The following is a 22,004-nucleotide window of genomic DNA, read 5'->3' as shown; positions in this document are numbered from 1 at the left end:
AATACAGCGGCAACGTGGCGATACCACAATGTGGGACATGGAGTCCCCGCCGCAGCTCGCCGTCACCGTAGCCATCACCCGGCGCGCCGACCCCGGACGTACCGCGGAGATGGCCGCCTGGGTCCGCGCCGGCACCTCCCTGGCCGAGACCTTCCCCGGCTTCCTCGGCACCGGCTGGGTCCGCCCCGAGGTCGGCTCGGCCGAATGGCACATGCTCTACCGGTTCGCCGACGCCGAGGCGCTGCGCAACTGGGAGGAGTCCAGCCAGCGCCAGTGGTGGCTGTCGTCGGCCGAGGGCTTCGTCGAACACACCCGGGTCGAGCGGCGCACCGGCATCGAGGGCTGGTTCGACCCGCCCCGCGAACACGAGGTGGACGAGCCGGGCGCACCGGTGCCGGCCGCGCCACCGCGCTGGAAGCAGGCGGTCACCATCTGGCTCGGCTTCTTCCCGGTCAGCCTGCTCTCCGCGTTCCTGCTGATGCCGCACCTGACCAGCCTGAACACCGTGCTCCGCACCATGATCAGCACCCTGATCCTGACCCCGATCATGACGTACCTGGTGTTGCCGAGAGTGACCCGCCTGCTGCAGCCGTGGCTCAGGCGCTGATCGGGGTACGCGCTGAAGCACTCCCGCCCTCACCCACCGGCAGCGGGTCCCCGGGCGGTGTCCGCGCTCTCCGGCAAGGCGGCCGGTGGACCCGTCGCCGCCTCGGGCGCCGGCGGAGCGGCCAACAGCCGGCGGGCGGTGTCGGCTTGTCTAATTGTCGTCGTCGTGAGAATGACGTCAGGAGTCGAGGAGGGCTCGTAGGCGGAGGGTGTCGACGACGGTCCAGCCTGGAGGCGGGGCCAGCGCGGCCCAGGCGTCGACCGTCTCGGACTTGTAGACGTGGCCGTGGCCGGTCGGCACCTTGTTGGCGAATATCAGGTCGCAGGTGGTCTGCCAGAAGGTGACGACCGGGTACCAGTGCATGTCCGGGGTGACGTCCGGCCCGCGTTCGCCGGTCAGCCACTGCGGCTTCTTCCACAGCAGGTCCCAGCTCCACCAGACCACCGGGTCGGTGGCGTTCTGCAGGTAGACCAGCTTGGGGCGTTCGCCGGTGAGTTCGCGCAGGCTGGCGGCGTTCTCGGCGAACGCGACGGGCAGGTCCGGCAGCACCGGGTTCCACACCGGGCTGCCCTCGGCGCGGCTCTCGGTCAGCGAGCGGTGGATCGGGTTCGCGAACGTCGGGCCTTCGAGCAGCACGCCGTCGGCGCCGGCGATCAGGCGGTCCGCGGTGCGGTAGGTCTTCTCCAGCCCGTACGTCCCCAGGCTCTCCCCGAAGAGCAGCAGCGTGGGCCGGGTGTCCTCGGACAGCGCGTCCCAGCGTCGCTGCACCGCCGTGATCAGGGCGGAGGCCGCGGTCACCACCTCGGAACGGTCCGCGCCGAGGAACGCCGCCCAGCTCGGCAGGTACGAGTACTGCATGGACACCAGCGCGGTGTCCCCGGCGTACATGTACTCCAGGGAACTGGTGACCTTGCCGTCCACCCAGCCGGTGCCGGTGGGGGTGAAGACCGCGACGACGGCCCGGTCGAACGCGCCGGTCCGGTCCATCTCGCGGACCACCAGGTCGGCGCGGTCCTCGACGGTGTCGGCGGAGGTGAGGCCGGCGTAGAGGCGGATCGGCTCGGTGGCCGGGCGCCCGGCGAACTCGCCGAGTTGTTCCGGGGTGGGGGCGCCGGCGACGAACGCCCGGCCCTGCCGTCCCAGGCTGTCCCACGGGACCAGGGAGGGTGCGCTGCCCGAGCGCAGGGCGGAGGCCGGCATCAGTACGCCGGTGCCGGTGCCGTTGTTGGTGATCGCGGCGGACCGGTCGGCCATCGAGAACAGGTTCGCGACCAGCACGTTGTCGAGGGTGCCGTAGCTGAGCAGGGCGACCACGAGGGTGCCCGCGCAGTAGGCCGCGGCGTTCGGGACGATCCGCCGGAAGAGCCGCGCGCAGCCGTGGGTGGCGAGACGCAGGGCGCGGGCGATCAGCAGCAGCAGCCCGAAGGTGAGCAGGCTGATCCCGACGGTGCGGACCAGGTCGTACTCCTCGGTGGGTGGCATGCCGAGCCGTAGCCGCAGCGCGCTCTGCCAGCGGGTGCCGAGGGCGAGGAAGACCACGACCAGCAGCGGGGTGGCCGCGGCGAGGACGCGCCAGGCGATCCGGACGGTCCGCGCGCCGAAGGGGCGGCGCAGCCGGATCAGTGCGCCGACGCCGGTGCCGAGGGCGTAGCCCATCGCGGCGGTGACCCCGGCGACGACGCCTTGCAGGAACCAGACCCGGGGCAGCAGGGAGGGGGTGAAGGAGAGGCAGTAGAAGACGACGGCGAGGCCGACGCCGGTGATGCTGGGTCTGCTCGACATGATGGGAGGGCGGCGGGGTGCCGGGGCCTGCGTGGTGACGGGGGTGCGGGGCCGGGGGATCCGGGCGTGGAGTGGTGCGAGCCATCCTTCGGGTGGCGCCATCACCTGTCTGCGCATGCGGTGCTCCGTTCGCGCGTACCCGGGGTGACGACGTCGCCCCGCTACGTGTCTCCTCCATCATCCGGGTTCGGTGCCAGTGGACGCCGCCCCGTTTCCCCCTGGTTTCCCTCGGTCACTGCCCCTAGTGGAGGGCGAAAGTTAGTGCACACTGGGTGCATGGTGATGGCCGAGGTGTCCAAGGTTCTCTCCCGGCGCGATCTCGAGTTCCTCCTCTACGAATGGCTCGACGTGGAGGCGCTGACCTCGCACGAGCGGTTCGCCGACCATTCCCGGGAGACGTTCGATGCATTCCTCGACGTGTCGCAACGCATCGCCGAACGGGACTTCGCACCCCATAACCGGACCGCCGACCTGCGCGAGCCGACCTTCGACGGTGACAAGGTGGAGACCATCCCGGAGGTGGCCCGGGCGTTGCGGGTGTTCGCCGAGTCCGGCCTGATCGCCGCCACCATGGACGCCGAGCACGGTGGACTGCAGCTGCCGCACGTGGTGCAGCGGGCCTGTTTCCTCTGGTTCCAGGCGGCCAACACCGCCACCTCGGCGTACCCGATGCTGACCTCGGCGAACGCCCACCTGCTGGTGAAGTACGGCAGCGCGGAGCAGATCCGCCGGTTCGTCCAGCCGATGATCGAGGGCCGCTACACCGGGACGATGTGCCTGTCCGAGCCGCAGGCGGGTTCCTCGCTCAGTGACGTCACCACGAGGGCGACGCCGGCCGGCGACGGGACCTACCGGATCACCGGCGGCAAGATGTGGATCTCCGCGGGGGACCACGAGCTGAGCGAGAACATCGTGCACCTGGTCCTGGCCCGGGTGGCCGGAGCGCCGGCCGGGGTCAAGGGGCTCTCGCTGTTCATCGTCCCCAAGCTGATCCCGGAGACCGGTGAGCGCAACGGCGTCACGCTGGCCGGGCTCAACCACAAGATGGGGTTCCGCGGCACCACCAACGCGGTGCTGGCGTTCGACGACGCCACCGGTCACCTGGTGGGGGAGGCGGGCCGGGGCCTGCAGTACATGTTCCACATGATGAACGAGGCCCGGATCGGTGTCGGTGCCGGCGCGGTAGCCCTCGGCTACACCGGTTACCTGCACGCGCTCGCCTACGCCAAGGAGCGGGAGCAGGGCCGGCCGGTCACCGGCAAGGACCCGGCCGCCCCACCGGTGCCGATCATCAGGCACCCGGACGTCCGCCGGATGCTCGTCGCCTCCAAGTCCTACGTCGAGGGCGGGCTGGCCCTGGTCCTGTACGCCGCCCGGCTCCTCGACCAGCCGTCGGAGGAGAACGACCTGCTCCTCGACGTGCTGACCCCGATCGTCAAGGCGTGGCCGTCACAGTGGTGCCGGCTGGCCGACGACCACGCCATCCAGATCCACGGCGGGTACGGCTACACCCGCGAGTACCCGGTCGAGCAGTTCTACCGGGACAACCGCCTCAACTCGATCCACGAGGGCACCGACGGCATCCAGGCGCTGGACCTGCTCGGCCGCAAGGTGACGATGCGCGGCGGCGCCGGGCTGGAGCTGCTGCTCGACCGGATCCGGGCGACCGCCGACCGGGCGCCGAAGGACCTGGCCGACCCGGTGCACCGGGCCTGCGACCGGCTGGCGCGGACCACGGCGATGCTGTGGGCGGCCGGCGACGCGGGGCCGGCGCTGGCGAACGCTTCGGCGTACCTCGATGCCGCCGGACATCTGGTGATCGCCTGGATGTGGCTGGAGCAGCTGGTCGCCAGCGGTGACCGGGAGGGTGACTTCTACCAGGGCAAGCGCCTGACCGCGCACTACTTCGTCGCGCACGAGCTGCCCCGGATCGGCCCGCTGCTGGACCTGCTGGATTCCGGGGACACCCTGTTTCTCGACCTGAACGAGGCCTGGCTGGGCTAGTTTCAGACACATGGCCGGTAAAGCCACCGTCATCGAAGTCGGCGACCTCGAGGTCCGGGTCTCGAACCCGGACCGGGTCTACTTCCCGGAGCTCGGGGCGACCAAGCTCGACCTGGTGCGCTACTACCTCGCGGTGGGCGACGGCATCGTCCGGGCGCTGCGCGAGCGTCCCTGCATGCTGCACCGCTTCCCGGACGGACTGGCCGGGGAGAAGGTGCATCAGAAGCGGGTGCCGAACGGCGCCCCGCCCTGGCTGGAGACGGTCCGGGTGACGTTCCCCCGGTACAACAGGCACGCCGACGAGGTGTGCGTGACCAAGCCGGCCGACGTGATCTGGGCGGTGCAGATGTCCACCGTGGAGTTCCATCCGTGGAACTCGCGGCGGGCCGACGTCGAGCGGCCGGACGAGTGGCGCATCGACCTCGACCCGATGCCGGACTGCCCGTTCGGCACCGTGCGGCGGGTGGCCGGGGTGGTCCACGAGGTGCTCGACGAACTGGGCATCACCGGTTACCCGAAGACCTCCGGTGGGCGGGGCCTGCACGTCTACGTGCGCATCGCGCCACGGTGGGGCTTCGCCGAGGTACGCCGCGCCGCCCTCGCCTTCGCCCGTGAGGTGGAGCGCCGTGCCCCGGACGACGTGACGACCACCTGGTGGCGCAAGGACCGGGACCCGGGTTCGCTGTTCGTGGACTACAACCAGAACGCCCGTGATCACACGATCGCCAGCGCGTACTCGGTGCGGGGTGTCCCGGCCGCGACGGTCTCCACGCCGGTGCGCTGGGACGAGATCGCGGACGTGGAGCCGATGGAGCTGACCATCCGGACCGTTCCGGCGCGGTACGCCGAGCTGGGTGACCTGCACGCCGATATCGACGATCAGGAATTCTCGCTGGACACTCTGCTGGAGTGGGCGGACCGGGACGAGCGGGCCGGGCTCAGCGGGCCGAACTCTCCCGAATGATCAGCCGGTGCGGGGCCCTCAGTTCCAGGCCGGGTGGCGGGGTGGGACTGGTGATCCGTAGCAGCAGGCGTTCCACCGCGGTGGCCGCGATCCACTCCTTGTCCGGCGAGACGGTGCTGACCGTCGGATTGGAGAACGCGCCCTCCTCGATGTCGTCGTAGCCGATCACCGCGATGTCCTCGGGGACGCGCAGGCCCCGCGAGACGATCGTGTGGATGGCGCCGAGGGCCACCAGGTCGCTGTAGCAGAACACCGCGTCCGGGGGCTCCTCGAGATCCAGGAGGCGGGCCATGGCGTGGGCACCGTCGGGACGGTTGAAGCGTGGCGTACCGATGACGAGGTCTTCGTGGACGGCCTGGCCGCGCGCCTCGTGGGCCTCGCGGAATCCGCGCGTGCGCAGTTGGGCGGCCTCGCCGGTGGCGTACGGCTGGTCGCCTATGGCGGCGACGCGCCGGCGGCCGAGGCCGAGCAGGTGGTCGGTGGCCTGGCGGGAGGCGGCGACGTCGTCGATGCCGACGTGGTCGAAAGTTCCGTCGCTGCTGCGCTCACCGAGGATGACCAGGGGTAACGACGGGTCGCGGTCGGCCAGGGCCATCTGGTCGAGGCCGAGCGGGCTGAAGATGACGCCGTCGAAGAGCAGCCGGCGGGAGCCGTGCGCGATGAACGCGCGCTCGTGTTCGGGGTCGCCGTCGGTCTGGTCGATCAGGACGGTGTATCCGGCGGCCCGTGCGGCGCGCAGCACGCTCTGCAGCAGCTCGGAGAAGTAGGGAGTGTCCAGATAGGGCACTACCAGGGCGATCTGGCCGGACTTGCCCTGGGCCAGGTTGCGGGCCAGGACGTTGGGCCGGTACCCGAGTTCCTCGACCGCCCGCTGGACCCGTTCCCGGGTCCGGTCGGTCACTTTCGCGTAGCCGTTGACCACGTTGGAGACGGTGCGACTGGACACCCCAGCCAGCTCCGCCACGTCACGAAGAGTCACCTCGCGGCGCAATGTGCCCCCCTTTGCGGCATCCCGCCTACGCCAAGTTTCCGGCAGGTTACCCCTTGCCGACGTACTCACGTCCGTGCATGCTGTCTTTGCAGCGCTGCAAAATCGTAGCAACAACCGCCAACGCTGTGAATAAGACCTGGTGAAGGGGCTTGTCCGCCGACCTGAAGTGTGCCAGCACCGCAGGCCGGCTCCCCGACACGCATGACCCGGACACTCAGATTCGCGAAACCCCGGTGAGGACCCATGAATGTCAGGAACTTCAGTCTAGGACGAGCGGTGGTCGCGGCGGTCAGTGCGCTCGCACTCGCCGCCTGCAGCGGCGGTTCGTCCGACGCGGGGGCCGAGGACGGCCCCGTCACGATCAAGGTCTGGGCGTGGTACCCGGCGTTCCAGGGCGTCGTCGACGACTTCAACAAGACGCACACCGACATCAAGATCGAGTGGACCAACGCCGGTGCCGGCCAGGACCAGTACACCAAGCTGCAGACCGCGCTGAAGGCCGGCAAGGGCGCCCCCGACGTGGCGATGCTCGAGTTCCAGGAGATTCCCACCTTCCAGCTCACCAAGCACCTGGTCGACCTGGGCAAGTACGGCGCCAACGACGTGAAGAGCAGCTACGTCGACTGGGCGTGGAAGCAGGTCAGCACCGGCGACTCGGTCTACGCCATCCCGGTCGACGCGGGCCCGATGGCGATGCTCTACCGCGAGGACCTCTTCAAGCAGTACGGCCTGACCGTGCCGAAGACCTGGGCGGACTACAGAGCGCAGGCGGAGAAGCTGAAGACCGCCTCGGGCGGCAAGAGCTACATCACCGACTTCGGCGCCAACGACGGCGGGTTCATGACCGGTCTGCTGTGGCAGGCGGGGGCGAAGCCGTACACGTACGACATCGCCGACCCGTCGAGCATCGGGATCGCGGCCAACTCGGCCGAGGCCAAGAACGTCTTCGGGTACTGGGACGACCTGGTCAAGAACGGCCTGAGCGACACCGTCGCCTACGGCACCACCGACTTCTACAACGGCCTGGCCACCGGTAAGTACGTGACCTACCTGGCCGCCGGCTGGGGCCCGGGCTACCTGCAGAGCGTCGCCAAGACCACCTCCGGCAAGTGGCGGGCCGCGCCGCTGCCGCAGTGGACCGAGGGCGCCGACGCGCAGGGCGACTGGGGCGGCTCGTCGTTCGCGGTGACCGACCAGACGAAGCACCCGGAACAGGCCGCCAAGGTCGCCATGGAGATCTTCGGGGCGACGAACACCGACGCCTGGAAGATCGGCATCGACGAGGCGTACCTCTTCCCGACCGCCACGCCGATCCTGGAGTCGGACGCCTTCGTCAAGAAGGAGTACGAGTTCTTCGGCGGCCAGAAGGTCAACGAGGTGTTCGTGCCGGCCTACAACGGGATCACCGAGTTCGCCTGGAGCCCGTTCAACAGCTACAACTTCAACCAGCTGACCACCACGGTCGGCCAGGCGATCGAACAGAAGACGGCGTGGACTCAGGCGCTGGACACGGTCCAGACCAACGTCTCCACGTACGCCACCCAGCAGGGCTTCACGGTCAAGTAATGACCGAGGTCCGCTCCGCGCCCGCGACCGCTGTCCCGGCGGTCGCGGGTCCCCCATCCGGCCCGGCCGGCGGCTCCCGCCGGCGGGAACGGGCCAAGCAGGGTGCCGTCGGATGGCTGTTCGTGCTGCCGTTCGCGGTGCTGCTGGTCGCGTTCCTGCTGTTGCCGATGGCGTACGCGCTGAAGCTCAGCCTCTACCGTTCCACCCTGATCGAGGGCGAGGTCTTCGCCTTCCTGGACAACTACAAGCAGGCCTTCGAGGACCCGCTGGTCCGCCAGGGCGTCGTCCGGGTGCTGCTGTTCGGCCTGGTGCAGACCCCGGTGATGATCGGCATCGCGCTGCTGGCGGCGCTGCTCATCGACGGGGCGACCTCCCGGTTCTCCCGGTTCTTCCGGCTCGCCGCCTTCGTGCCGTACGCCGTGCCGGTGGTGATCGGCACGCTGATGTGGGGCTTCCTCTACAGCGGCAGCACCGGCCCGTTCCGGGGCCTGGGGATCGACTTCCTCTCCAGCGGCGTGGTGCTGGCCTCGCTCGGCAACATCGTCACCTGGCAGTGGGCCGGCTACAACATGATCGTCCTGTACGCGGCGTTGCAGGGCCTGCCGAAGGAGGTCTACGAGTCGGCCAGGCTCGACGGCGCCACCGGCACGCAGATCGCGCTCCGGATCAAGACGCCGATGATCTCGTCCGCGCTGGTGCTGGCCACCCTGTTCACCATCATGGGGACGCTGCAGTTCTTCACCGAGCCGCTGATCCTGCGGCCGCTCAACCCGGGCGCGATCACCGAGCACTACACCCCGAACCTGTACGCGTTCCACCAGGCGTTCTCGTTCCAGCAGTACAACTACTCGGCCGCGATCTCGTTCCTGCTCGGTGCGGTGGTGTTCGTCGGGTCGTACATCTTCCTGTTCGCCACGAGGAAGCGGAGCGCCCTGCGATGACCGAGAAGAAGGGCTCCATCGCGAGTCATCTGCTGATGGGCGTGATGGCGATCTACTTCCTGCTGCCGTTCTGGTGGCTGCTGGTGGCCGCGACCAAGGACAACGACGGCCTGTTCGGTTCGGCGCCGCTCTGGTTCTCCGACGTGCACCTGGTGGAGAACCTGCGACTGCTGTTCAGCCAGGAGAACGGCATCTACCTGACCTGGCTGCGCAACTCGGCGTTCTACGCGGTGGTCAGCGGTCTCGGCGCGACCGTGGTGTCGGCCCTGGCCGGGTACGCCTTCGCCAAGCTGCGGTTCCCCGGCCGGAACGCCCTGTTCGCCCTGCTCCTCGGGCTGATCATGGTGCCGGCCACCGCCCTGGTGCTGCCCACGTACCTGCTGATGTCGCAGGCCGGGATGGTCGACACGATCTGGGCGGTGATCCTGCCGTCGCTGCTCAACCCGTTCGGCGTCTACCTGTTGCGGGTGTACGTCCACGACTCGGTGCCGGACGAGATGCTCGAGGCGGCCCGGATCGACGGGGCCGGCGAGTTCCGGGTGTTCCGCAGCGTGGCCCTGCCGGCGATGCGCCCGGCCCTGGTGACGGTCCTGCTGTTCACCATGGTCGCGTCCTGGAACAACTTCTTCCTGCCGCTGGTGATGCTCAGTGACAGCAGCCTGTACCCGCTCACCGTGGGTCTGCGGACCTGGTTCATGACGGCGACCCTCGGCGGTGGTGGGCCCGCTCTGTTCAACGTGATCGTCGCCGGATCGCTGGTGGCGATCGTGCCCCTGATCGCCGCGTTCCTGCTGCTTCAGCGCCACTGGCGCAGTGGCCTGACCGTCGGCGCCGTCAAGTGAGAGAACAAAGGACGAACATGCTCCAAGCACGTGTCTCGCTGCATCCCTCCTCGGTGGTGGCGCCGGTCAGCCGGCGTACCTTCGGCTCGTTCGTCGAGCACATGGGACGGTGCGTCTACACCGGGATCTACGAGCCGGGCCACCCTCTCGCCGACGAGGACGGCTTCCGGACCGACGTGCTGGCGCTCGCCCGCGAGCTGGGCGTCACCGTGGTCCGCTACCCGGGCGGCAACTTCGTCTCCGGCTACCGCTGGGAGGACGGCGTCGGCCCCCGCGAGGACCGTCCGCGGCGGCGTGACCTGGCCTGGCACAGCATCGAGACGAACGAGGTCGGCATCGACGAGTTCGCCACCTGGGCCGCCAAGGCGGACGTCGAGATCATGTACGCGGTCAACCTCGGCACCCGTGGTGTGCAGGAGGCGCTCGACGTGCACGAGTACGTCAACCACCCGGAGGGCACCCACCTCTCCGAGCAGCGCCGGGCCAACGGCGCGGAGAAGCCGCACGGCATCAAGATGTGGTGTCTCGGCAACGAGCTGGACGGTCCGTGGCAGACCGGGCACAAGACCCCCGAGGAGTACGGCCTGCTGGCCGCCGCGACCGCGCGGGCGTTGCGGTCGGCGGAGCAGGATCTGGAACTGGTCGCGTGCGGCAGCTCCAACTCCGCGATGCCGCTCTTCGGCGCCTGGGAGTCCACGGTTCTGGAGCACGCGTACGAGGTGGTCGACTACGTGTCGCTGCACGCGTACTACCAGGAGTTCGACGGCGACCTGGGCTCGTTCCTGGCCAGCGCGGTCGACATGGACTACTTCGTGAACAGCATCGTGGCCACCGCGGACGCGGTCGGCGCGAAGTTGAAGAGCAAGAAGAAGATCAACCTGTCGTTCGACGAGTGGAACGTCTGGTACCAGTCCCGGTTCAACGACGCGCCGGTCCCGGAGAGCTGGGACGTCGCCCCGCGGGTGATCGAGGACCAGTACAACGTCGCGGACGCGGTGGTGGTCGGCAACCTGCTGATCTCGCTGCTGCGGCACAGCGACCGGGTCACCGCGGCCTGCCAGGCGCAGCTCGTCAACGTGATCGCCCCGATCATGACCGAGCCCGGCGGCCCGGCCTGGCGGCAGACCATCTTCTTCCCGTTCGCCCGGACCGCGGCCCTGGCCAAGGGCGACGTGCTGCAGACCCGGGTGCAGACGCCGACGTACGCCACCAAGCGCTTCGGTGAGGCGGACGTGGTGGACGCGGTGGCCACCCATGACGCGGCGACCGGGGACGTCGTGCTCTTCGTGGTCAACCGGGACCAGGGGCAGCCGGCCGAGCTGACCGTCGACCTGAGCGCCTTCGGCGGCGGTCTGTCGGTGGCCGGGTCCTGGCTGATGACTGACGACGACGTCTACGCGGGCAACACGAGGGACGACCCGGAGCGGGTGGGACTGCGGGAGCTCACCGGCGCTACGATCACCGACGGCATCGCCACGGTGACCCTTCCGCGGGTCTCCTGGAGCGCGATCCGCTTCAGCCGGAGTTGAGACTCGACCGGGCCGTGACTCAGGTCACGGCCCGGAAAAGTGTTATCCATGCGGCCGGAAAATCGTCGGCCTGCGACTTCCTTAAAGCAACGTTAAACAGCGCGCGAAAACGCGTCGCGGCATTTCATGATGGTCGGCGTCCCGGACCGATCCCATCGGAAAGGCCGCACCCCCATGCGCCGTAAAAGAAGTCTGATTCTCGCTGCGACGGCCACCGCCGCCGCGGTCGCCACCGCCTGGATCGCCCTTCCCGCTTCGGCGGCCGCCCCGACGGCCAGCCTGAAGACCGTCTCGAACTGGGGCACCGGCTGGCAGGACGAGGTCACGATCAGCAACACCGGAGCGTCGTCGCTCGACTCCTGGAAGGTCGAGTTCGACCTGCCCGCCGGTGCGAAGATCGGTAGCTTCTGGGAAGCCGACATGGCATTGTCCGGTTCCCACCTGACTTTCACGAACCGGTCCTGGAACGGTTCTCTCCCGGTGGGTTCAGCGGTCACTTTCGGGTTCGTCGGCTCGGGCGGGCAACCGATCAACTGCAAGTTGAACGGCGCCCCGTGCGGCGGTGAGGCGATCGTCCCGACCTCCGCGCCGGCCTCCGTCGCCGCGACCACCCGGCCGGCCACCACCGCGCCGACCGTCGAGGCCACCACGGCGGCTCCGGCCACCTCCGCGCCGAAGCCGAGCGCCACGAGCACGAAGACCACCGAGGCGGACACCGATGTGCCGCCGGCCGCGAACACGCTGCCGGTGACCTTCACCAACAGGTCCGGTCGCAGCGGGCAGGTCTTCGTCTACGTGCTGGGCACGAACCTGACCACCGGCAAGCTCGGCTACGTCGACGCCGCCGGCGGGTTCACCGCCTGGAGCGGCGGCGCCTCCACCCCGGTGCCCGCGCCGGACGTGGCGATCAGCGGCCCGGCGAACGGCGAGGCCAAGACGATCAACGTGCCGAAGAACCTGTCCGGCCGCGTCTACTTCTCGTTCGGTGAGAAGCTCGACTTCCGGCTCACCGCCGACGGTCTGGTGCAGCCCGCGCCGTGGAACTCCTCGGACCCGAACCACGACATCCTGTTCGACTGGAGCGAGTTCACCCTCAACGACTCCGGCCTGTGGCTGAACAGCTCGCAGGTCGACCAGTTCGCGGTCCCGCACGTCGTCAGCGTCACCGGCGGCTCCGGCACCACCAGCAAGACCGGTGAGCTCGTCGACGGCGGCCGCCAGAAGGTGATCAACGCGGTCAAGGGCGACGCCGACTTCGCCAAGAGCGTGGTCACCGCGGCCGACGGCACGGTGCTGCGGGTGCTCGCCCCGGGCAAGGCCGCGGACGCCGGCCTGATGAGCCCGACCTACCTGGACGGGTACATCACCAGCGCCTGGAACGCGTACACCTCGAAGAGCCTGACCGTGGTCCCCTTCACCGACCAGCCGAACCTCAGGTACACCGGGAAGACCGCCGGGGACGTCATGAGCTTCACCGACTCCACCGGCAAGACGGTCGCCTCCTTCACCAAGCCGTCCACCGCCAACGTGTGGGGCTGCGACGGCGCGCTCGGCGCCCCGAACGACCAGGTGGTCGGCCCGATCGCCCGGACCCTGTGCGCCGCCCTGTGGCGGACCACGCTGGGCGAGCTGGACACCCAGCCGAGTGGCACCGCGGCGGACTTCTACACCGGCTCGCCGGCCAACACCTACGCGAAGTCGATCCACGACAACATGGTCGACGGCAAGGCGTACGCCTTCGCCTTCGACGACGTGCAGAACCAGGAGTCGCTGGTCCACGACGGTGACCCGCGCAAGGCCGGGATCACCTTGACCCCGTTCTGACCGGTAGGTCGTTTCCCGCTTCAAAATCGATGAAGCCCGCTGTCTCAGACAGCGGGCTTCATTGCAATGTGTGACTAATCACCTGCACTACGCGGGTTTACCGGCTGGTAGGACCTGCCCTGGTGGGGACCCCTGTGGAGTGGATCAAGGCCGCACGACTCCATGCCCGGCACGCCCCGCGATGCCGTAGCCAAGTTTCCTTCTCGTGTCCTGCCGGTTAGCCTCCCCTCAAGTTAGGTAATGCTTACCTTATTTAGGAGGCTGCGTTGGAGGGGTCCGTTTCCCCGCATCTCTTCTCCGGGTCCACGCTGGACGGTTACACGTCCGGCGTCTGGCACGCGTCAGCGCTGCTGGCCGACCGGGTGAAGGCAGTGCGGCAGCCGTACTCCGGCGCTACCGTCGCAGAGCTCCAGGACCAGGTCGACGCCGTCGATCTGGACCGGCCGCTCGGCGACACGGGGGCGGCGCTGCACGAGGTCGCTCGGCTCTACCTGGACAACGCCGTCTGGTTCCACGAGCCGACCTACGTGGCACATCTGAACTGTCCGGTCGCCATCCCGGCGCTCAGCGCCGAGGTGCTGATCTCGGCGGTGAACTCGTCGGTCGACACCTGGGACCAGAGCGCCACCGGCACCCTGATCGAACGCCGTCTGATCGACTGGACGGCCGGGCGGATCGGTTTCGGGCCGGACGCCGACGGCGTGTTCACCAGTGGCGGCACCCAGTCGAACCTGCAGGGCCTGCTGCTGGCCCGGGAGGAGACGCTGGCGCACATCGAGGAGGACCGGGCCACCGCGATCCCGAAGCTGCGCATCCTGGCCACCGCGGAGAGCCACTTCAGTGTGGGCAAGTCGGCCGGCATCCTCGGACTGGCCGCCGACGCCGTCGTCGGGGTGCCCACCGACGACTCCGGCCGGATGGATCCGGGCGCCTTGGCGGCGGCTCTCGCGGGGGTACGCCGTGACGGCGCCGTTCCGATGGCCGTCGTGGCCACCGCCGGCACCACCGACCTGGGCCGCATCGATCCGGTCGACGCGATCGCCGTGATCTGTGCCGAGCAGGGCATCTGGTTCCACGTCGACGCCGCGTACGGCTGTGGGCTGCTGGTCTCCACCCGGCGCCGGCACCTGCTGGACGGCATCGAGCGGGCCGACTCGGTGACCGTCGACTTCCACAAGAGCTTCTTCCAGCCGGTCAGCTGCAGCGCCCTGGTGGTCCGCCGCGGCGAGACCATGCGCCGGATCGCGGTGCACGCCGACTACCTGAACCCGCGGACCGCCACGGTCCCCAACCAGGTGGACAAGAGCCTGCAGACGACCCGCCGGTTCGACGCGCTGAAGCTCTGGATGACCCTGCGCACCATCGGATCCGAGCAGATCGGCGACATGTTCGACGCCGTGGTCGACCGGACCCGCGACGCGCACCGGCTCGTCGAGGCCGACCCGGACTTCGAGGCGCTCACCGCACCGACGCTCAGCACGCTGCTGTTCCGGTTCCGTCCCGCGGACCTGGACGTGGCCGACTGCGACACGTTGATGCCGGCGCTGCGGCAGCGGCTGTTCCACGGCGGCCAGGCGATCGTCGCGGGCACCACCGTCGGCGGCCACTACTGGCTGAAGTTCACCATCCTCAACCCGAACACCACGAACGAGAACCTGACCGACGTGCTCAACCTGATCCGGGAGATCGGCCGCGAGATGCTGGGCCGGAACGAGATCGCGGTGGTGATGGCGTGATGCGGACCCACGACTTCGTCGCGATCGGTGTCGGACCGTTCAACCTGGGACTGGCCGCTCTCACCGAGGACCTGCCCGACGTGGACGGCGTCTTCCTCGAACAGCGCGACTCGTTCGACTGGCACCCCGGGCTGATGATCGAGGGGGTGACCATCCAGGTGCCGTTCATGGCGGACCTGGTCACCATGGCCGATCCGACGTCACGGTTCAGCTTCCTCAATTACCTCAAGCAGGTCGGGCGGCTCTACCCGTTCTACATCCGGGAGAACTTCTTCCCGCTGCGGGCCGAGTACAACGCGTACTGCAAGTGGGTGGCCGGCCAGCTGTCGTCGATCCACTGGAACACCCGGGTGGACAGCGTCACGCACGACGGTGAGGCCTACCTGGTGCACACCGGCGGCGAGACCTACCGGGCGTCGAAGCTGGTAGTGGGCATCGGCACCGAACCGCGGGTGCCGGCCGTCGCGGACCAGGGCCCGTACGTGCACAGCGCCGACTACCTGCAGAACAGGGAGCGGCTGCGGGAGCTCGACTCGATCACGGTGATCGGCAGCGGGCAGAGCGCGGCCGAGATCTACCACGATCTGCTCGCCGAGATCGACACCCGCGGGTACCACCTGAGCTGGATCACCCGCTCGCCCCGGTACTTCCCGATGGAGTACACCAAACTCACCCTCGAGATGACCTCGCCGGAGTACATCCGGTACCACCACGGACTGCCGATGGAGGTGCGCGACCGGCTCGGCCGTGAACAGCGCAACCTCTACAAGGGCATCAGCGGTGACCTGGTCGACGCCATCTACGAGACGCTCTACGCGAAGAGCCTGGCCGGCCCGGTGCCGACCACGCTGCTCACCGGCACGTCACTTGCGGGCGTGATCTGGGACGAGGCCGAACAGCGGTACACCCTCGCCCTGAACCACGCCGAACAGGGACGCTCGTTCACGGCCAGCACGCAGGGCCTGATCCTGGCCACCGGGTACACCCCCCGCGTCCCGTCCTTCCTCGATCCGATCAGCGACCGGATCAAGCGGGACGCCCGCGGCCGCCTCGACGTGGCGGTCGACTACGCCGTCGACGTCGACGGCAGCGAGGTGTTCGTGCAGAACGCCGAGGAGCACACGCACAGTGTCACCGCCCCGGACCTGGGCATGGGGCCGTACCGCAACTCCGTGATCCTCAAGGCGATCACCGGCCGGGAGATCTACAAGATCGAGGAGTCGATCGCCTTCCAGCAGTTCGGCGTCGGAAGCGCCGACATCCCCCGAGCGTTGGTGAACCGATGAGGCTCGTACCCCTGAATCTCGACCGCGACCTGGACCTGCTGCACGCGTGGGTGACCCATCCGCGCTCGCACTACTGGGGCCTGCAGGGCGCCTCCCCGGACCGGGTCCGCGCGGAGTACCAGAAGATCGCCGACAACCCGCACCACCACGCGTGGATCGGGCTCGACGACGACGACGTCCCGGTGTTCCTCGCCGAGACCTACGACCCGGCGCACAGCGAACTGGCCGAGCACTACGACGTCGCGCCCGGCGACGTGGGCATGCACGTGCTGGTCGCGCCGCCGACCCGGAAACGGTCCGGCCTCACCTCCGCGGTGATGCGCGCGGTGATGGACTTCTGCTTCGCCGACCCGCGGATCGCGCGCGTGGTGGTCGAGCCGGACGTGCGCAACGAGGCGATCGAACGCAAGAACGCCGAGGTCGGCTTCGTCGAGGAGCGGCACGTCACGCTGCACGACAAGGTCGCGCGGCTCAGTTTCTGCACGCGGGCGGCGTACGCGATGAGCGTCCCGCACCTGAACCCGGCGACGATCGCTCTCGCCCACCGCCGGTTGATCGCGAAAGCGATCGCCGAGTTCAGCCACGAGCGTCTCATCAGCCCGGTCGCCACGAAGGACGGACACTTCCGATTCGGCGAGATCGAGTTCGCGGCGAAACGGTTCGCCCTGGAGCACTGGGTGGTCGACCCGGCCTCGATCCGGGGCTGTGACAACGCCCTCGACTTCATCTCGGGACTGCGCGAGACGCTGGGCATTCCGGAGAAGCTGCTGGGCACGTACCTCGAGGAGATCTCCGCGACGCTGGGCGGCACCGCCTGGAAGATCGCCCACCGGCGGGAGACCGCCGAGGAACTGGTGCACGCCGGCTTCCAGACGATCGAGGCGGCGATGACCGAGGGACACCCCGGTTTCGTGGCCAACAACGGCCGGATCGGTTTCGGTCTGCGCGATCACGAGAGCTTCGCTCCCGAGACCGGCAGCCCGGTCCGCCTGCGCTGGGTGGCGGTCCTCAGGGCCGAGAGCGGTTTCGAGTACGGGGGAGCGGAGCGCGACTTCTACGCGGCGGAACTCGGGGCCGATGTCCTGGACCGCTTCGAGCGGCAGCTCCGTTCCAAGGGCCTGGACCCGGCCGACTACCGGTTCCTGCCGGTGCACCCGTGGCAGTGGGAGCACAAGGTCACCGTCACGTTCGCCCCCGACGTGGCCCGCCGGGCAATCGTGCCGCTCGACGAAAGCCCCGATCGTTATCGGGCACAGCAGTCGATCCGCACGTTCTTCAACACGGACCGGCCGGACCGGCACTACGTGAAGACCGCGATCGCCGTGCAGAACATGGGGTTCCTGCGGGGACTCTCGCCGAAGTACATGAGGGCCACGCCCGCGATCAACCAGTGGGTCGCCGACCTGGTCGCCGGCGACGAGGAGTTCCAGGCCGGCGGATTCGGGGTGCTGCGGGAACTGGCGTCGATCGGGTACACCGGGGACGCCTACCACCGGGTGGGCGTGCCTTCGGCGTACACGAAGATGCTCGCCGCTCTGTGGCGGGAGAGCCCGGTGCCGCAGCTGAGGGACGGCGAGCGGCTCGCCACCATGGCCAGTCTGCTGCACCGCGACCGGGACGGGAACTCCCTGGTCAGCGCCCTGATCGCGGCGTCCGGCGAGACGCCGGCCGCCTGGGTCGCGTCCTATCTGCGCGCCTACCTGCGTCCGGTGGTGCACTGCCTGCTCCGGCACGACCTGGTGTTCATGCCGCACGGCGAGAACCTGATCCTGGTGCTGGAGAACCACGTGCCGCGCCGGGTGTACATGAAGGACATCGGCGAGGAGGTGGCGGTGATGAACGACCAGCCGCTGCCGCCCGAGGTGGAACGCATCCGGGTCGACGTCACCGACGAGCTCAAGGAACTGGCGATCTTCACGGACGTCTTCGACGGCTTCCTGCGGCACCTCGGCGGGATCCTGGACGGCGACGGCGTGCTGCCCGAACGCGAGTTCTGGACCCTGGTCGGCGACTGCGTGCGCGAACACGCCAAGGACCACCCGACGCTGGCCGGGCGCCTCGACCTGTTCCGGCCGACCTTCGCGCACTCCTGCCTGAACCGGCTGCAACTGCGCAACACGCTGCAGATGGTGGACCTCACCGACCAGGCGAGCTCCCTCATCTTCGCCGGGACGTTAGACAACCCGATAGCTTCATGAGGCTCCGACGCGACGACTACGGGATCCCGCACCTGCGGGCCGGCTCGGTCCTCGAGCTGGCCTATCTTCAGGGGCGGGTGACCGCAACCGACCGTGGACGGCAACTCACGGTCGAGCGGCGACGCTCGGAGGGCACCCTCGCCGAGATCGCCGGAGCCGAGGAGGCGGGCTGGGACGTCTTCGCCCGCCGGGCCCGGCTCGACGACACCGCCCGGCGCTCGTTCGCCAACCTGTCCGGGGAGAGCCGCGCCTTCCTGGAGGCGTATGCGAACGGCGTCCGGGCGGCCGGTGTCGGCTGGCACCCCTGGTCCTCGATCGGGGTGTTCCTGGTGCAGAACATCCTGTTCGGCACGTTCCCCAGCAAGATGTGGCGGGCGCACGTCGCCCGTACGCTCGGGCCGGAGGCGGTGAAATGGTTCGCCGTCGAGGGCCCGGACGGTTCCGGGAGCAACGCCTGGGCGGTGCCCGGCCTGATCGCCGGAGACCCGCACCGGGTCCTCGAACTCCCCGGGATCTACCAGCAGGTCCGCCTCTCCTGCCCGGAGTTCGACGTGGCCGGGCTGACCTTCCCGGGCGTGCCCGGCGTGCAGCACTTCGGGCACACCGGGACGGTGGCCTGGGCGGTCACCAACGCGATGGCCGACTATCAGGACCTCTTCACCGAGGAGGTGCGGCAGGGCCCGGCGGGGACCGAGGTCCGGGGCCCGGGCGGCTGGGAGGCGGCGCTCGTCCTTCAGGAGACCGTTTTCGTACGCGACGCCGACCCGATCACCATCGACGTGGTGGAGACGCCACGTGGCCCGGTCGTCGACGGTCCACTGAGCCTGCGGACCCCGGCACGAGCCGCCCTCGAGACCGGCTTCGACACCCTGCTGCCGTTGCTGCGGGCGAGAACCGCGGACGACGTCGCCGACGCGTTCGCGCACTGGGTCGAACCGGTCAACAGCGTCCTGACCGCCGACACGACCGGCCGGATCCTGCAGCTCACCGCCGGCCGGGTGCCGGTCCGCGACGACCGCAACCGGTGGTACCCGGTCCCCGCCTGGGACTCCCGGTACGAGTGGAAGACCGGCTGGGCCGACCTGGCCCGCGAGCAGGTCCCGGACGCCGTCAACGCCAACGACCGCCGGCCGGACACCGCGATGCACGGCATCGACTTCGCCCCGCCCCTGCGGGCCGAACGGATCCGTGCCCTGCTCGACGCCGGCGCCGGCCCGCGCACGATCCACATGGACACGGCGTACCCGGTGGACTCGCTGGAGGCCGGCCGGCAGGCGGCGTGGCGGGCCGCGGTGGCCCGGGCCCTGCACGAGCATCCGGCGCTCGCGCCGCTGTTCGAACCGTCCGGCCACGACCCGCTGTTCGCCCCGTGGACCGACCCGCGGGCCCGGATCGGGTACGCCCTCGACGGCGTCCTGGCGGGCCTCGGCCTGGACCCGGCAACGCTCGCCGACCCGGCGGCGGTGGACTCGTCCGCGTCGTGGGGCGACCGGCACCTGCTGCACGCGGTCCAGCTGCCCGGGCTGTCCGTGTCCCTTCCGACGATCAGGCTGGGCGGTTCCGGGGACTGCGTACTCAACACCGCGAGCATCCCCGGGGTCACCGACGTGTGCTGGCGGGGACCGGTCGCCCGGTACGTCTGGGACCTGACCGACCGTTCCCGCAGCGGCTGGATCGTCCCGTTCGGCGCGTCCGGCGATCCGTCCTCGCCGCACTTCCTGGACCAGTTGCCGCTCTGGTCCCGCGGCGAGCTGATCCCTGTGTTCGACGACCGGGCTTCACCCGTCTCGCTGCCGGAGGACCTGACCATGCATCTGCTGTCGTCGTCGTTGCCCGGGCTCGGGGAACTCAGCATGATCCCGCTCGACCCGGCAGCCCACGGTGCGGTCGTGCACGCGTGGGTCACCAAGCCGCGGAACCGGTTCTGGGGGATGGGGTCGAACACTCTCGACGAGGTCCGCGACATCTACGAGTTCCTGGCGGGGCTGGACACGCATCACGCGTACCTGCTCCAACTGGACGACGAGCCGATCGGGATCTTCCAGACGTACGAGCCGGCCGAGGACCCGGTGGGCGCGTTCTACGACGTACGGCCCGGCGACTTCGGTATGCACCTGTTGCTGGACGCGGGTGACCGGGTGCTGCCGCACGTGACCAGTGCGGTCTTCCCGGTCCTGATGGACTGGCTGTTCGCCGAACCGTCCCGCCTGCGGATCGTCGCCGAGCCGGACGTCCGCAACGAGCGCATGATCGGCCGTCTGCGGCGGGAGGGTTTCACCCTGGGGCCGGAGATCGACCTGGACCACAAACGGGCCCGGCTGACCTTCCTGGACCGTCCCTCCTGACCATCGCATTTTCGGTCAGCTTCGGCCCGGCCGATCGATCAGTGTGCACGTCGACTCGCACACCTTGTCCGTTTGACCGTGCTGGCGCCGCGACACGCTCGGCGCCAGCACGTTCTTTCTGTGTTCTGACGACACGCCTTCGGCGTTCTGGCGACACGCTTCTGTGTTCTGACGACACGCACGGTGCCTTGTCCGATTTTTGCGGACAAAAAGGGCAAGAATGATTGTTGCCGGCCGGTCGGGGCAGGCAAGCGGTGGCCGGGGCGCGACGGAGGTGGCCGACGGAGGTGGGATCTGTGGCGGAGAATGAGATCGCGCTGAGAAGCCCGGCGACGGAGAACGCACTGGTCGAACCCCGGGGTGGCCTGCTCGACCGATGGCGCTTCCCGCCGTCCGCCCGCGACTGCCGGGCCCGCGACGGACTGATCCAGGCCCTCGTCCGGGTGCGCCGGCGCCGCAAGATGACCCAGGACCGGGCCGCCGCCGCCCTCGCCCTCTCCCAGTCGGCAGTGTCCGAACTGGAGAACGGCGTGACCGACGCCCGGCTGTCCACCCTGCAGACCTACGCCCGGGTTCTCGGCTGCAGCCTCGAACTGATCCTCCGCGAAGGCTCCACCCAGCACTTCACCTCCTGGGAACACCGGACCCTGCCGTACAAGGCGAACTCCCGCACCGAGGTCCGCCGAGGCGACGCCGCCGCCTGGGGATTCCGCGTCGGACCGGAGATCGTCACCCGGGCCGGGGTGCCCGTCCTGCTCCGCGCCGACCGCACCCGAGTCGACGACGTGCAGGTCGGCGTCGCCACCGACGACCGTTTCGTCCGCATGATGAGCGAGGCGGTAACCGCCGGGTGAGAGCGCGGCCCGACCTCCGCGAAGCCTCCGACCAGGTCCTCCGTCGAGCGTCCCTGGTCGACCTGCGACTCCGCAAACTCGACGCCGAACTCGTGCTCCCGATGGTCAGGCCGCCCCTCACGGTGCTGCTGGTCGACCTGCAGCGCGAGATGTCCCCGATCGCCGGGCACATGGTGTACGCCTGCTCGTACGAGCTGGAAGGCCAGGACGGCACCGGCCAGAAGTTCTTCAGCGTGAAGATCCGCCTGAACGCGGTGGTCGGCGTCCCCGACGATCCGCCGCTGACCCAGGGCCAGCTGAAAGCCTTCGGGGCGGTGGGACTGATCGAGATCGCCCACCCGTACATCCGCGAACTGGTCCATTCCCTGTCCGGCCGGATGGGTCTGCCCGCCCTGGTCGTCGAACTCGCTCCGCCCATCGCATGAGCACTTCCGGGGAATAGTCGGACGCCCACACTTCTGGTTTCCTTTGTAGGCCCGGAGACGGGGCCGGGCATCAACCGGCAGCCTTCATAGGGGAATCGATGTTCATCGAG

The 22,004-nt window shown here is 69.3% G+C and carries 16 protein-coding genes and 1 pseudogene; 15 read left to right on the top strand and 2 right to left on the bottom strand.

All coding sequences use genetic code 11. The features are described 5' to 3' along the window. Positions 1–37 precede the first annotated feature (37 nt). Positions 38–607 (top strand): antibiotic biosynthesis monooxygenase, encoded by a 570-nt coding sequence (locus WH85_RS17860; protein WP_045743108.1) that lies wholly within the window; start codon positions 38–40, stop codon positions 605–607. 177 nt (positions 608–784) lie between these two features. Here WH85_RS17860 and WH85_RS17855 read toward each other — a convergent pair whose 3' ends face one another. Continuing rightward, complete coding sequence (locus WH85_RS17855; protein WP_052720521.1) at positions 785–2,506, bottom strand: alpha/beta hydrolase; 1,722 nt, start codon at positions 2,504–2,506, stop codon at positions 785–787. 165 nt (positions 2,507–2,671) lie between these two features. Here WH85_RS17855 and WH85_RS17850 point away from each other — a divergent pair, with 165 nt between their 5' ends. Both WH85_RS17850 and ligD read left to right on the top strand, forming a co-directional pair. Beyond that, positions 2,672–4,393 (top strand): acyl-CoA dehydrogenase, encoded by a 1,722-nt coding sequence (locus WH85_RS17850; protein WP_045743107.1) that lies wholly within the window; start codon positions 2,672–2,674, stop codon positions 4,391–4,393. Between the two features lie 10 nt (positions 4,394–4,403). Beyond that, on the top strand, positions 4,404–5,357 hold the full coding sequence (ligD, locus tag WH85_RS17845) for a non-homologous end-joining DNA ligase (RefSeq protein WP_045743024.1): 954 nt from the start codon (positions 4,404–4,406) through the stop codon (positions 5,355–5,357). On the opposite strand, the gene WH85_RS17840 is transcribed toward ligD, so the two are convergent. After that, positions 5,332–6,321 (bottom strand): LacI family DNA-binding transcriptional regulator, encoded by a 990-nt coding sequence (locus tag WH85_RS17840; protein ID WP_245673985.1) that lies wholly within the window; start codon positions 6,319–6,321, stop codon positions 5,332–5,334. The two genes, ligD and WH85_RS17840, sit on opposite strands and share 26 nt — an antisense overlap. Before the next feature lie 303 nt (positions 6,322–6,624). Between WH85_RS17840 and WH85_RS17835 the strand changes: the two genes are divergently transcribed. The 12 genes and pseudogenes from WH85_RS17835 to WH85_RS17785 all read left to right on the top strand — a co-directional run bounded on the left by WH85_RS17835 (position 6,625) and on the right by WH85_RS17785 (position 21,894). Further along, positions 6,625–7,914, top strand: coding sequence for an ABC transporter substrate-binding protein (locus WH85_RS17835; RefSeq protein ID WP_052720520.1), 1,290 nt, complete (start codon positions 6,625–6,627; stop codon positions 7,912–7,914). Beyond that, positions 7,914–8,855: a carbohydrate ABC transporter permease gene (locus tag WH85_RS17830; protein WP_045743021.1), complete on the top strand. Its 942-nt coding sequence runs from the start codon at positions 7,914–7,916 to the stop codon at positions 8,853–8,855. The genes WH85_RS17835 and WH85_RS17830 overlap by 1 nt, the downstream gene beginning before the upstream one ends. Next, positions 8,852–9,697 (top strand): carbohydrate ABC transporter permease, encoded by an 846-nt coding sequence (locus tag WH85_RS17825; protein ID WP_045743020.1) that lies wholly within the window; start codon positions 8,852–8,854, stop codon positions 9,695–9,697. The genes WH85_RS17830 and WH85_RS17825 overlap by 4 nt, the downstream gene beginning before the upstream one ends. A gap of 17 nt (positions 9,698–9,714) precedes the next feature. Continuing rightward, positions 9,715–11,226: an arabinosylfuranosidase ArfA gene (arfA, locus tag WH85_RS17820; RefSeq protein WP_045743019.1), complete on the top strand. Its 1,512-nt coding sequence runs from the start codon at positions 9,715–9,717 to the stop codon at positions 11,224–11,226. 174 nt (positions 11,227–11,400) lie between these two features. Next, entirely contained in the window at positions 11,401–13,050 is a 1,650-nt protein-coding gene (locus WH85_RS17815; protein ID WP_083449073.1) for a beta-1,3-glucanase family protein, read from the top strand. A gap of 266 nt (positions 13,051–13,316) precedes the next feature. Beyond that, positions 13,317–14,786 carry a pyridoxal phosphate-dependent decarboxylase family protein gene (locus tag WH85_RS17810; RefSeq protein WP_052720519.1) on the top strand — a complete coding sequence of 490 codons (1,470 nt, stop codon included), beginning with the start codon at positions 13,317–13,319 and terminating at the stop codon, positions 14,784–14,786. Next, on the top strand, positions 14,786–16,072 hold the full coding sequence (locus tag WH85_RS17805) for a lysine N(6)-hydroxylase/L-ornithine N(5)-oxygenase family protein (RefSeq protein WP_045743018.1): 1,287 nt from the start codon (positions 14,786–14,788) through the stop codon (positions 16,070–16,072). The genes WH85_RS17810 and WH85_RS17805 overlap by 1 nt, the downstream gene beginning before the upstream one ends. After that, a complete protein-coding gene (locus tag WH85_RS17800; protein ID WP_045743017.1) occupies positions 16,069–18,270 on the top strand; it encodes a GNAT family N-acetyltransferase in 2,202 nt (733 codons plus the stop codon). The genes WH85_RS17805 and WH85_RS17800 overlap by 4 nt, the downstream gene beginning before the upstream one ends. Next, positions 18,267–20,024, top strand: a pseudogene (locus WH85_RS17795) (penicillin acylase family protein); the annotation flags it as partial. The gene WH85_RS17800 and the pseudogene WH85_RS17795, both read left to right, overlap by 4 nt. Before the next feature lie 54 nt (positions 20,025–20,078). Then, entirely contained in the window at positions 20,079–20,615 is a 537-nt protein-coding gene (locus WH85_RS54125) for a GNAT family N-acetyltransferase (protein WP_425394650.1), read from the top strand. Positions 20,616–20,911: 296 nt separating this feature from the next. Continuing rightward, entirely contained in the window at positions 20,912–21,469 is a 558-nt protein-coding gene (locus WH85_RS17790; protein WP_045743015.1) for a helix-turn-helix domain-containing protein, read from the top strand. Then, positions 21,466–21,894 (top strand): hypothetical protein, encoded by a 429-nt coding sequence (locus tag WH85_RS17785; protein ID WP_045743014.1) that lies wholly within the window; start codon positions 21,466–21,468, stop codon positions 21,892–21,894. The genes WH85_RS17790 and WH85_RS17785 overlap by 4 nt, the downstream gene beginning before the upstream one ends. Positions 21,895–22,004 lie beyond the last annotated feature (110 nt).

This window comes from Actinoplanes rectilineatus (genome assembly GCF_000962825.1).
Classification (GTDB): Bacteria; Actinomycetota; Actinomycetes; order Mycobacteriales; family Micromonosporaceae; genus Actinoplanes; species Actinoplanes rectilineatus.
The sequence above is the reverse complement of the archived record's forward strand: the minus strand, read 5'-3'. Positions and strand labels throughout refer to the sequence as shown.

Excerpts from the sequence above, each read along its gene's own strand:
- WH85_RS17860 (WP_045743108.1), top strand. The coding sequence starts at position 38 with ATGGAGTCCCCGCCGCAGCTCGCCGTCACCGTAGCCATCACCCGGCGC.
- WH85_RS17815 (WP_083449073.1), top strand. The coding sequence starts at position 11,401 with ATGCGCCGTAAAAGAAGTCTGATTCTCGCTGCGACGGCCACCGCCGCC.
- WH85_RS17825 (WP_045743020.1), top strand. The coding sequence starts at position 8,852 with ATGACCGAGAAGAAGGGCTCCATCGCGAGTCATCTGCTGATGGGCGTG.
- WH85_RS54125 (WP_425394650.1), top strand. The coding sequence starts at position 20,079 with ATGCATCTGCTGTCGTCGTCGTTGCCCGGGCTCGGGGAACTCAGCATG.
- WH85_RS17800 (WP_045743017.1), top strand. The coding sequence starts at position 16,069 with ATGAGGCTCGTACCCCTGAATCTCGACCGCGACCTGGACCTGCTGCAC.
- WH85_RS17850 (WP_045743107.1), top strand. The coding sequence starts at position 2,672 with ATGGCCGAGGTGTCCAAGGTTCTCTCCCGGCGCGATCTCGAGTTCCTC.
- WH85_RS17855 (WP_052720521.1), bottom strand. The coding sequence starts at position 2,506 with ATGCGCAGACAGGTGATGGCGCCACCCGAAGGATGGCTCGCACCACTC.
- WH85_RS17805 (WP_045743018.1), top strand. The coding sequence starts at position 14,786 with ATGCGGACCCACGACTTCGTCGCGATCGGTGTCGGACCGTTCAACCTG.
- ligD (WP_045743024.1), top strand. The coding sequence starts at position 4,404 with ATGGCCGGTAAAGCCACCGTCATCGAAGTCGGCGACCTCGAGGTCCGG.
- WH85_RS17830 (WP_045743021.1), top strand. The coding sequence starts at position 7,914 with ATGACCGAGGTCCGCTCCGCGCCCGCGACCGCTGTCCCGGCGGTCGCG.
- arfA (WP_045743019.1), top strand. The coding sequence starts at position 9,715 with ATGCTCCAAGCACGTGTCTCGCTGCATCCCTCCTCGGTGGTGGCGCCG.